Source organism: Williamsia sp. Y844 (genome assembly GCF_056786475.1).
The window spans coordinates 499,959-512,005 of record NZ_JBXCJB010000004.1; the positions used below are offsets into that span (position 1 = coordinate 499,959).

Genomic DNA, 12,047 nt, shown 5'->3' on the forward strand with positions numbered 1-12,047 from the left:
TGGCTACCGCGCCGCGTTCTTGATGAATTCTTCCACTCCTGCAGCAGGTTTGGTGCCGCCGAAGTAACCGCCGCGGACATGGCGACGTTGGGTGTTGTCGTCGGTGGCCCTGGCCGCGGAGTGCCAGAGATAGGCGTCGTGGAAGATGATGTCGCCGCGTTCGGCGTAGATCCCGACCTCACCGCGGATCTTCTCGAAACCCAGCGGCATCTCGAAAGGTGGCTTACGACTGGTCCGTCCGCCGGAAGCCTGGGCAGTATCCGGAACGGGTACGCCGTTGACGTTGCGGTACGGAGCCGGGGTGTCCCACAGATGGCTGCCCGGCACCACCCGCAGGAAGCCGTTGGCCGGACTGGTTCCGTCGACGTGCAGGGTGAATGCCGTACCGGGCCAGACGTCCAGACTGGGGCTGGACTGCCAATCCGAATGCCATCCGATCCGGGTGTATCCGGATTCCTTGCCGGGACGGGCATCCTGATAGACAACGCCGTATTGCTCATGTTCGCGTAACCAGGAATCGGGGCCGAGCAGTCGGTTCATGACGTCCCGCATCACCGGACCGGTGATCGCGGAATCAACAGCGGGCGATACCTCGCTGACGTATTCGACATAGTTGGCAAACTTCTCGGCTTTGGCGGCCTCATCGAGGAATATGGTCGACCCGTATCGGGCATCCAATTCCCCGGCGATCACACCACGTTGCGCAGCAACACATTCCGATTCGATGGCGTCGACGTCGGACGCGCTCAGCGCACCCCGCAGGGTGGCATATCCATACATGTCATAGAACCAGACCAGGCCCTCGAGATCGTCGGGACCGAAGACGCCTGGTGTGGAAAGCGGTGCAGCCATGGACCAGACTTTAGGCCCGCAACGGCAATCCGTCAGCGCAAGTGCCCTCGATCACTCATCGAACACCAGCTCGACGGCCGATATCCGCGCGCGATCGGCCCCAAACACAAAGAGGCCAACACCCTTCCGATCGCCGACGACCAGAGCGACGGCGACCGTGTTTCCTGCCGCCAGCAGCTTGTGCGACCGGACGCCCCGGAGCGATCCGATGACGTGATCAACGCCGACGGCGTCACCACCGAGCACCACAACTGGCGCGGTGGGATCCAGATGCCGGCGAGCGGTCGCCAGATCCCCCCGTGCCGCGGCGTCGAGGAACTTCCCGACGGTCGCCTTTGCCGTGGCACCGACCCGCCGAAACCCCTCGGCAAATCCGATTGCGCCCCAGACCCCTTGATTCCGAAGCAATGCTGCGGTCAGCCGCGCGCCGACCGGCACCGCGGCCACACCACAGCGCGCGAACTGCCTGATCATCCCCGGCAGTTCCCAATAGGCCGCAAGCCGCGTGATGCGCAGATCGTCTCCGCACTCAGACAGGTCGTACCGAATGAAGACGGGTACCCGCAGCGTCACCTTCGGCGACATCTCGACTTCCAGTTCGAGGTCACGAACGACGGTGCGCTCCACCACGAAGTCGGCGTCGCGATGAAAGGTGATGTTCCGTGGACCGATGAAGGTGTCATAGAAGCGCCGGATCTCGGAGCCGCCCGAGTGAATCCGTGACCCCACCGGATCGTTGACGACGCCACCGTCGACGAACAATCCGACCCACTCGTCGCGGTCGTGGGCACCAGCGGCGGCCGGCGAACGTTCAACAAGTGAAAGCATCCGATCCCGGCCGTATGTCGCCATCGGTTGACACCATCTTCCTCAAATCTAGAACGTGTTCTACTCTCAAAGTAGAACACGTTCTAGATGTCGAAGTCGGCGACTTGTTGCCACTCAACCGAAAGTGATCCTGATGAAAGTTGCTGTGACCGGCGCTGCCGGGTTTGTTGGTCGTAATCTCCTCGACCAGTTGGTCACCCGCGGCGACACTGTGGTGGCGATCGATCGACAACAGCCGGCCACAGCTCCCGACATCGCAGGCGTCGAATGGGTCAGCGCCGACATCCTCGACCCAGCGGCCCTGACCACCGCTTTCGACGGAGTCGATATCGTGTACCACCTGGTCGCGGTCATCACCCTGCGCCACAACGACGAGAACGCCTGGCGCATCAACACCGAAGGCGTCCGGAATGTTGCCGAGGCCGCGCTCGCTGCCGGGGTCCGGCGGATGGTGCACTGCAGTTCGATCCATTCATTCGACCAATACCTGTGCGGCGGACAGATCAACGAGGTGTCGGTCCGATCCGACAATCCGGCGCTCCCGGTGTATGACCGCTCCAAGTGGGCAGGCGAGCAGGAACTGCACCGGGTCATCGCCCGCGGTCTCGACGCCGTCATCTGCAATCCCACCGCGGTGTACGGTCCCGCCGATCATGCACCGTATTCACGAATCAACGGAATGCTGCGTGATTCTGCGCGTGGTCGTGTTCCCGCACTCATCACCGGCGGCTTCGATCTGGTCGACGTCCGAGATGTCGCGGCCGGGCTGATCCTGGCCGGCGAACGCGGCGTCTGCGGCGAAAACTACCTGCTCACCGGCGAAATGGTCGAGATGATCGAGGCCTTTCGGATGGTGGCTCGCGAAGCCGGGCGCCGCGGTCCGGCTCTCGCCTTCCCGATGGGTTGGGTGCAGGCGATCCTGCCCGTGGCCGAACCGATCTGCAAGTTGTTCGGTTCCGACCTCGTATCCAAGGCTGCACTTGGTTCGTTGGAGGCCCAGCCCGTGGTCGACGGAACGAAGGCTCGCTCCGAATTGGGTTATGCAGCACGATCTGTCGCCACAACGATGCGCGACTACGCCGACTTCCTCGTCGGCACCGGGCAACTACGACGTCGGCGCCCGATCACGGTGCCGCGACGGGCGAAAGCTTTCGCCTGACCGCCCATCGCAGCCGAACTCCCGCCGCCCATCGGCACTTGCCGGTGGGCGGCGGGAATTCGAGTGCGTGAGGATCGATACGATCGGCTCAGTCCTTGGTCACCAGTCCACGACCGGTGATCTGCGGGAGGTCGATCGCGGTGAGCAGTCCGGGCTGCGCGTCCACCACGGCTTCCACCGCGTTCACCAAACGCATTGCGGTGACCAACATTCCGGAATCGTTGTGGTCACCGTTCTCGCCGTGGTGTACAAAGTCGACAGTCATCACCGGGTCGCCTTTGATCTCGATGCGGTAGCAGCCATCGCCGTTGCCCGGGCTCGGCCATTCGGGCTGAGCATCGCGCTGTGTCCGGGTGACGTGTTCGAGGACGATGCGCGGCACTCCGTTCACGGTCCCGATCACCTCGAAACGCACTGCGGCCATAGTGTCTTTGGCGATGTGACAGGAGGCGATGTCGTAGTCGTTCTCCGCCGGACGACGGTCGATCTTCTCCACCAGCGGCTCATCGAGGGTCACGTCGAGACCGGCCGCGAGTTGTCGCACCACCGGCCCCCAGGCCAGCGACAGAACTCCCGGCATCCACAGCATCGACTGGGTGTCCATCGGTTTGCCGAAGCCGAACAACTCGGTCATGGTCATCGGCTGGTAGTACGTCGAATAGTCGGCGATCTCGGCGACGCGCAGCTCGTCGATCCGCTTCGAGAGCGACGTCATCGCCAGCGGCAGAACATCATTGGCGAAGCCCGGATCGATACCGTTGACGTGCAGGGTGGCATTGCCACCGCGGGCCGCACTGCGGATGCGCTCGTTGAGCTCTGCCGGCAGCACACCGTCGGGGTACACCAGGGCGACCGGACCGGAGGAGACCACATTGATCCCGGCCTCGAGGAACCCGATGAGGTCGTCGATCGCTTCCATGATGCGGTCGTCGGTCATCGCGCCGTGCACGATGCAATCGGGCCGCAGCGCCAACAGCGCTTCTTTGTCATCGGTGGCCGCGATACCGAGGTCTCGGCCGAGTCCGGCCAGTTCGCCGACGTCCTTGCCGACCTTGTCCGGGTTCGACACCCATACCCCGACCAATTCGAGCTCGGGGCGGGCCAGAACCCCCGCTATCGCCAGTTTTCCGATGGTTCCGGTGGACCACACCACAACACGCAACGACACCACAGACCTCCGAACGCAGGAACTAGAACGCGTTCACCCTAGCCTGCCCACAACCGAAAATGTGCCCTTTTGGCGAACAAAACCCCAGGTGGGGACCGCCAAAAGGGCACATCATCGGGGTCAGGAGAAGAGTTTGGGAAGCGTTCCCTCGAAGGCCTCGCGCAACTCGGTGAGCGGCACGGTGAAGGCATCCTGGACCTCGACGGAGTCGCTGCCCTGATCAACGACACCGATGCGAGTCCACGGCATCTGCCGGGCATCGAGCATCCCGCAGAAGCGCACCTCTTCGGAGCGCGGCACCGCGACCAGTACCCGGCCGGACGACTCGGAGAACAGCCAGACAAACGGATCGGCGCCCTCGGGCAACACGATCCGGCATCCGGTCTCGCCCGCCAGCGCGGCCTCGATCACGGTCTGCGCGAGGCCACCCTCGGACAGGTCATGCGCGGCCGACACCAGACCGTCGCGCGATGCGGCGGTGAGGATTTCGCCCAACAGACGCTCACGCTCGAGGTCGACGGCGGGCGGCGTGCCACCCAGATGATCGTGCGCGACCTGCGACCAGATCGATCCGTCGAACTCGTCGTGCGTGTCACCCAGCAGGATCAGCGTTTCGCCGATCTCGGTTCCGAAGCCGGTCGGGATCCGCCGACGCACATCGTCGATCACTCCCAGGACACCGACCACCGGGGTGGGCAGGATCGCCGTGGCGCCGGTCTGGTTGTAGAAGCTGACGTTGCCGCCGCAGACCGGGATGCCCAGTTGCGCACAGCCGTCGGCCAATCCGCGGACGGCCTGCTGGAACTGCCACATCACGGCCGGGTCCTCGGGCGAACCGAAGTTGAGGCAGTTGGTGACGGCCTTGGGGGTGGCGCCACTGACCACGACGTTGCGGTAGGCCTCGGCCAGTGCCAGCTGCGCGCCGCGGTACGGATCGAGATAGGTGTAACGACCGGAGGCGTCGGTTGCCAAAGCGATTCCGCGACCGGAGGATTCGTCGATGCGGATCATTCCGGAATCGGCATTCTCGGCCAGCACGGTGTTGCCGCGGACGTAGCGGTCGTACTGCTCGGTGATGAACCGACGACTACACAGAGCCGGTGACGAGATCATCTCCAGCAGGGTGGCCCGCAACTCATCCGGCGACACCGGACGCTTGAGATCTTTTGTGCTCGAAGCGATCACATCGTCTTGCCAATCCGGACGGGTGACCGGACGCTCGTAGACCGGTCCGTCGTGTGCCACGGTGCGCGGCGGTACGTCGACCACGGTTTCGCCGTGCCAGGTGATCTCGAGATGTTCGCCGTCGGTGACCTGACCGATATCGGTGGCCAGCACGTCCCACTTGCGGCAGACCTCCATGAACGCCTCGACGTTCTCGGGGGCGACCACCGCGCACATCCGCTCCTGCGACTCGCTGGAGAGGACCTCGGCCGGGGTCATGCCGGTGGCCCGCATGGGCACCTTTTCGAGTTCGATGTGCATGCCACCGTCGCCGGCCGCAGCCAATTCCGAGGTCGCACAAGACAGTCCGGCACCACCGAGATCCTGGATACCGATGACGATGCCGGCCTTGTAGAGATCTAGGCAGCACTCGATCAGCACCTTCTCGGTGAACGGATCGCCCACCTGGACCGCAGGCAGCTTCTTCGGTCGGCCACCGGCACTGTCGTCGAACGTCTCCGACGCAAGGACGGACACACCGCCGATGCCGTCGAGACCGGTCCGGGCGCCGAACAGGATGATCCGGTTGCCTGCACCCGACGCGAACGCCAGATGCAGGTCTTCGACCCGCATGACACCGGCACACAGCGCGTTGACCAACGGATTGCCCGCGTACGACGCATCGAAGACCGTCTCGCCGCCGATGTTCGGCAGGCCGAGAGAGTTGCCGTAACCGCCGACGCCGCGGACCACACCGTCGACCACCCGGCGGGTGTCGGGGGCATCGGCCGCACCGAAGCGAAGCTGATCCATGACCGCGATCGGACGGGCACCCATCGCCATGATGTCGCGGACGATGCCACCGACACCGGTCGCGGCACCCTGATACGGCTCGACGTACGACGGATGGTTATGCGATTCGACCTTGAACGTGACCGCCCAGCCATCACCGATGTCGACAACGCCGGCGTTCTCACCGATCCCGGCGAGCATCGATGACCGCATCTCGTCGGTCGTGGTCTCGCCGAAGTAGCGCAGGTGCACCTTGGATGACTTGTACGAGCAATGCTCGGACCACATCACCGAGTACATCGCCAATTCGGCGGCGGTCGGACGGCGACCAAGGATCTCGCGGATCCGCTGATACTCATCATCCTTCAGGCCCAGCTCACGATATGGCTGCGACTGATCAGGGGTATCGGCGGCGACAGAAACGGTATCTAGGTCTGCACTCACGAGAACAGTCTAGGTGGTGCCGCGCCGCCCGCTGACCACGCCGTCTCCGAGGGCCGGCCAACTGCACTGTTCTCTGTGCTCTCGGAGACCCGAACCGGCCAGGTGCCGGGTAGTCTGTGCCTCGCGCGCCGGGGGTGGCGCGTGAGGGGGGACACGGGGGTCATCATGAATGACAGGGCAACTACACCGGGCTCTCGCTCGGCCGTCGCCAAAGCACGCCGGCTGTTCGACTTCGCGGTGCTCAGCCTCGGCATCCCGGTCGACACCGAGCAGTACCCACCCGACCGGGACAAGGCCACACTCGCATTCGCCCGGGCCACCGAATGGGACCCGACGCTCGCCGACGCCTGGCTCGGACGGCTCGCCTGCGGCGACAACTCCCCCGCCGTGATCTTGCAGCTGTACCGGACCCGCGCGACTCTCGGTGCGCAGCAGCGACGACTCGGCCTGCCCGCCCGCACCCTGGCGGGACGCTTCTCGACCGGCTTGTACATCGACTATCCACTCGCCGACCGGACCGAGGCCATCACCGCCTACGCCGCCACCCTCATCGCAGGCGCCGACCACCAAGGCGCCGAGGACGCGCTCGACGAGGCCGCCGCCACCGTCGTCGGGCGGGCCCCCATCATCGATTACCTGCGGGCCAGCCTGCACTTCAAGACCCAGCGATGGCCCGATGTCCTGACGTCGTTGTCCGAGTCGGCCTCGTGGTCTGACGCCTACATGAACGCCGGAGCCGATCTCATGGCCGGTTCGGCGTGTGTGCAGATGGGTTTGTTCGCCGAAGGTGTCCGGCGGCTCGAGGCCGCCCAGGAAGGCCCGATCCCCTCCGCGGCCACCGCGGCGATGTTCACCCACGGCCTGGCACTGCGCGAGCAGGGCTCCGAAACAGCGGCACGCGAACGCTTCGAAGCCGTCTACTCCCGCGACCCGTCGTTCGCGGCCAACGCCAAGGCCCTGTCCGATCCACGATTCCGGCTGGTGATCAACACAGCCGAAGAGATCGACGTGCGCACCGACAAGTGGGATCCGACATCTGTGCCCGACTCACCGGTCCCCGGCACCGACGGCGGCGACCCGGGATTGCTGGCGACCGCCCAGGCCGAACTCGACGAACAGATCGGCCTGGAGTCCGTCAAAACCCAAGTCGCCAAACTGGAGTCCGCTGCAAAACTGGCCAAGATCCGCTCCGACAAAGGACTTGCGACCGGACCTCGCAGCCTGCACCTGGCATTCACCGGTCCACCCGGAACCGGCAAGACCACCATCGCCCGCATCGTGGCGAAGATCTACTGCGGACTCGGATTGATCAAAACTGATGCAGTGGTGCAGGTTTCACGACGAGATCTGGTCGGCGAACACCTCGGCAGCACGGCGATCAAAACCTCGGAGGTGATCGACCGGGCAATGGACGGCGTCCTGTTCATCGACGAGGCCTACACCTTGATCCAGAGCGGCCTGTCCGGCGGTGACGCGTTCGGACGTGAAGCCGTCGACACCTTGCTCGCCCGGATGGAAGACGACCGTGACCGGCTCGTGGTCATCATCGCCGGCTACGACGCCGAGATCGATCGACTACTGAACGCCAACGAGGGCATGTCGTCCCGCTTCGCCAAACGCATCCGATTCGACTCCTACACTCCGACCGAGCTGGCCGGTATCGCCGAATTGCTTGCCCGGAAGCGGGATTCGCTGCTGAGCCCGGAGGCGCTGCAGGAACTCGAGTTCGCCTGCGGCCCGCTCTATCACCAAATCCAAACAGACCAATCCGGAGCCGGGCGCCGCTCCATCGACCTGGCGGGCAACGGCCGGTTTGTGCGCAACGTGGTGGAGAGCGCCGAGGAAGAACGCGAGCATCGCCTGACCAGCGGCGCGATCGATCTGACCGACCTCGACGACGATGCCCTCATGCGGATCGAGGTTGCCGACATCCAGGCGGCGCTGGACAACGTGCTGCGCTCCCTGCAGCGCAGGCCCGGCTGAGTGCTCAGCCCCGGCGGGTGACCTCGAGGATCGTCTCTGCCAGCTCGGGCCGGCAGATGACCAGGTCGGGCAGGTAGACGTCGCGCTGGTTGTATTGCAGGGCAAGCCCATCGGCCCGGCTGCACCACAGACCCTGCGACTTCGCCACCGCCACCGGAGCCGCCGAATCCCACTCGTACTGGCCACCGGCGTGAACGTACGCATCGGCCTCACCCCGGACCACCGCCATAGCCTTGGCGCCGGCAGAACCCATCGACAGAAGCTCACCACCAACGGCCGCTGCGACCTCCTCCGAGAAAGCCGGCGGACGCGACCCACTGACCACCACCCGCGGGACATCCCCACGTGGCGTCTTGGCCAGGCCGACCGCGGGCGCGATGGGCAGTCCGTCGTTGATGTACGTCACCCCGAGCGCAGGCAACGCCACCGCACCCACGGTCAGGCCGCCAGATGGTCGAGTTCCGCCTCCGGCTTCATCTCCGCCAGATGGTCGAGTTCCGCCTCCGGCTTCATCTCCGCCAGCCTCCCAGAGCGCAACATGCACCGCCCAGTCGTTGTGGCCCTCGGTGCCGTACTCCCGGGTGCCATCGACCGGATCGATGATCCACACCCGGTCGGCCTCGAGACGGGCCAGATCATCGAACGATTCCTCGGACAGCACCGCGTCGCCGGGACGCTCGTGTGCCAACTGTTTCAACAAGAGCAAGTTCGCACGGAAATCGCCGGCGTTGCCGAGCTCTTTGCCGGTCAATCCCGATGTGGCACGCAGGTCGAGCAACAACTCGCCGGCGGCCGTGGCCAACCGACCCGCCAGCTCCAGGTCCTTCGGGTTCACAGTCACACGCCCAGGCTACGGCGAATCGACTCGGCAACGTCCCTTGGCGCACCGTCGGTAGGGGTGATGACAACATCCGGAGCGGCCGGACGCTCGTACGGTGAGCTGATCCCGGTGAAATGCGGCACCTCACCGCGCCGCGCCTTGGCATACAAACCCTTGGGATCACGTTGCTCGCACAGATCGAGGGGTGTATCGATGAACACCTCGTAGAACGGGATCCCGCGCTGCGCGTGAACCTCTTTGGCCCGCTGCCGTTCGGCCGCAAACGGACTGATCAACGACACGATGGCCACCGCACCGGAATCGGCGAACAGCGCGGCGACCTCCGCGGTCCGGCGGATGTTCTCCCGGCGATCATCGTCACCGAAACCGAGGTCGGAGTTCAGGCCGTGGCGCAGATTGTCCCCATCCATCAGGTAGGCAGGCCGGCCCTCAGCGACCATGGACCGCTCCAATTCCACTGCTATGGACGATTTTCCGGCACCAGAGAGGCCGGTCAGCCAGACCGTGGCGCCCTGATGTGCCCGCTGCTGCCGCGTGACCGACGAACTGTGCCAGACCACGTGGGAATCACGGCTCACCGGACCGTTGATCATTCCGGCGCCGACCGTCTTGTTCGTCGCCTCATCCACCAGGATGAAGCTACCGGTGTCGCGATGCTGACGATAGGCGTCGAACATCATCGGTTGCGCCGTGCGCACCGAGACCCGCCCTATCTCGTTGAGCTGCAGCGCTTGCGCGTTTCCGTCTCGATGCAGCGAGTTCACATCGAGGCGGTACGTGAGATCATCGATGACCGCTTTCGTCTCACGTGTGGCGCTCTGCAGCGTGTATCGGTTACCGGGTTTCAACGTGGTGTCCTCGGAGAACCAGCAGACCATCGCGTCGATGTCGCGGCCGACGTGAGGCCGGTTGCCCGGACGGGCCAACATCTCCCCTCGACTGATGTCGATGTCGTCGGCCAGCGAGATCGAGACCGCCATCGGCGCAAATGCCTCATCGATCTTCGCACCACCCGGACCCCAGATCTCCGACACCGTGGTGGTGAACCCACCGGGCAGCGCCACGACCTCGTCGCCGGGTTTGAAAGTACCGCTGGCGATCGTGCCCGCGTAGCTGCGGTGATCCGTGCCGTCGCCGAGTTGTGGCCGGATGACATATTGCACGGGAAAGCGCGCGTCGATGAGGTTGTGGTCAGAGGCGACGTGGACGTCCTCGAGGTGCGACAGCAACGAACCACCCTGGTACCAGGGCATATTCGTGGACGCATCGACCACGTTGTCACCGCGGAGCGCGGACACCGGGATGAAACTGAGATCGCTGACGTCGAGCTTGGTGGCAAACGCGGCGAACTCATCGCGGATCGTCGCGAACCGGTCTTCGGACCAATCGACCAGGTCCATCTTGTTCACGCACAGCACCACATGCGCAACGCCGAGCAACGATGACAAGAACGCGTGGCGACGGGTCTGTTCGAGAACACCCTTACGAGCGTCGATGAGGATCAAGGCCACATCCGCGTTGGACGCCCCGGTCACCATGTTCCGCGTGTACTGCACGTGTCCCGGCGTGTCGGCGATGATGAATTTCCGCTTGGGCGTTGCGAAGTAGCGGTAGGCGACGTCGATCGTGATGCCCTGCTCACGCTCGGCACGCAGCCCGTCGGTGAGTAGCGCCAGATCCGCGTATTCGTCACCGCGCGCAGCGCTGGTCCGTTCGATGGACTCCATCTGATCGGTGAAAATGCTCTTGGAGTCGTAGAGCAACCGTCCGATGAGGGTCGACTTTCCGTCATCGACGCTACCGGCGGTAGCCAAGCGCAGCAACGCCTTTCGACCACCGATTGCTGTTCCGGCGGCGAGTGCCTCATGGTCGACAGTCATCAGAAATAACCCTCCCTTTTGCGGTCTTCCATGCCGGATTCAGAGATGCGGTCATCGGCCCGGGTCGCACCGCGCTCGGTCAGCCTGGTCGCAGCGATCTCGTCGATGACCTGATGGACCGTTGCCGCATCGCTGAGTACGCAGCCGGTACAGGTGGCATCGCCGACGGTCCGGAATCGCACCTGCTCGGTGTGAACTTGTTCCCCCGGACCCAATTCCAGGAATTGCGTTCTGGCCAAGAGCATTCCATCTCGGGACACCACGTCGCGCCGATGCGAGTAGTAGATACTCGGCAGCTCGATCTCCTCGGCGGCGATGTACTGCCAGATGTCGAGTTCGGTCCAGTTGCTCAGCGGAAAGATCCGGATGTGCTCGCCTTTGTGATGACGACCGTTGTAGAGGTTCCACAACTCGGGCCGCTGGGCGCGCGGATCCCAGGCACCGAATTCGTCGCGGAAGCTGAACACCCGTTCCTTGGCCCGGGCCTTCTCTTCGTCACGACGTGCCCCGCCGAAGACCGTGTCGAAGGCGTTCTCCCCGATGGCGCGCAGCAACGCCGCGGTCTGCAACCGGTTACGACTGGCGCCCGGGCCCGTCGCTTCGACCACCCGTCCGGAATCGATGTCGTCCTGTACGCGCGAAACAATCAGCCGGACACCGGTTTCTTCGACCACCCGATCCCGGTAGTCGATCACCTCGTCGAAATTGTGGCCGGTGTCGACATGCATCAGTGGGAACGGAACCGGTGCAGGCCAGAAGGCTTTGCGAGCGAGGTGGAACATCACCACCGAGTCCTTGCCCGCGGAGAACAGCAGCACCGGTCGCCGCGCGGTGGCTGCGACCTCGCGAAAGATGTGGACCGACTCCGCTTCGAGCGCAGCCAGGTGTGAGAGTTCGTACCTCGTGCTCACCATCAGGATGACCCTTCGTCAAGGT

The 12,047-nt window shown here is 64.4% G+C and carries 9 protein-coding genes; 2 read left to right on the forward strand and 7 right to left on the reverse strand.

Annotated elements, in window-relative coordinates; translation table 11 throughout:
* Positions 1–3: 3 nt before the first annotated feature.
* Positions 4–852 (reverse strand): phytanoyl-CoA dioxygenase family protein, encoded by an 849-nt coding sequence (locus AC1TQG_RS23490; RefSeq protein WP_482140742.1) that lies wholly within the window; start codon positions 850–852, stop codon positions 4–6.
* Positions 853–903: 51 nt separating this feature from the next.
* Positions 904–1,704, reverse strand: a complete 801-nt coding sequence (locus AC1TQG_RS23495; RefSeq protein ID WP_482140744.1) for a nuclear transport factor 2 family protein — start codon at positions 1,702–1,704, stop codon at positions 904–906.
* A gap of 109 nt (positions 1,705–1,813) precedes the next feature.
* On the opposite strand from AC1TQG_RS23495, the gene AC1TQG_RS23500 reads away from it, so the two are divergent.
* Positions 1,814–2,839, forward strand: coding sequence for an NAD-dependent epimerase/dehydratase family protein (locus AC1TQG_RS23500; protein WP_482140746.1), 1,026 nt, complete (start codon positions 1,814–1,816; stop codon positions 2,837–2,839).
* A gap of 88 nt (positions 2,840–2,927) precedes the next feature.
* Here the strand turns inward: AC1TQG_RS23500 and AC1TQG_RS23505 are convergent, their stop codons facing one another.
* A complete protein-coding gene (locus AC1TQG_RS23505) occupies positions 2,928–4,007 on the reverse strand; it encodes an NAD(P)H-dependent amine dehydrogenase family protein (RefSeq protein WP_482140748.1) in 1,080 nt (359 codons plus the stop codon).
* 120 nt (positions 4,008–4,127) lie between these two features.
* Positions 4,128–6,407: a phosphoribosylformylglycinamidine synthase subunit PurL gene (purL, locus tag AC1TQG_RS23510; protein WP_482140750.1), complete on the reverse strand. Its 2,280-nt coding sequence runs from the start codon at positions 6,405–6,407 to the stop codon at positions 4,128–4,130.
* A 165-nt stretch (positions 6,408–6,572) separates the two neighbouring features.
* On the opposite strand from purL, the gene eccA reads away from it, so the two are divergent.
* Entirely contained in the window at positions 6,573–8,390 is a 1,818-nt protein-coding gene (gene eccA, locus AC1TQG_RS23515; protein WP_482140752.1) for a type VII secretion AAA-ATPase EccA, read from the forward strand.
* Between the two features lie 4 nt (positions 8,391–8,394).
* On the opposite strand, the gene AC1TQG_RS23520 is transcribed toward eccA, so the two are convergent.
* The 3 genes from AC1TQG_RS23520 to cysD are packed head-to-tail and all read right to left on the reverse strand — an operon-like array spanning position 8,395 to position 12,025.
* Entirely contained in the window at positions 8,395–9,231 is an 837-nt protein-coding gene (locus tag AC1TQG_RS23520) for a 3'(2'),5'-bisphosphate nucleotidase CysQ (protein ID WP_482140754.1), read from the reverse strand.
* On the reverse strand, positions 9,228–11,111 hold the full coding sequence (cysC, locus tag AC1TQG_RS23525) for an adenylyl-sulfate kinase (RefSeq protein WP_482140756.1): 1,884 nt from the start codon (positions 11,109–11,111) through the stop codon (positions 9,228–9,230). The genes AC1TQG_RS23520 and cysC overlap by 4 nt, the downstream gene beginning before the upstream one ends.
* Entirely contained in the window at positions 11,111–12,025 is a 915-nt protein-coding gene (cysD, locus tag AC1TQG_RS23530) for a sulfate adenylyltransferase subunit CysD (protein WP_482140757.1), read from the reverse strand. The genes cysC and cysD overlap by 1 nt, the downstream gene beginning before the upstream one ends.
* Between the last annotated feature and the right edge of the window lie 22 nt (positions 12,026–12,047).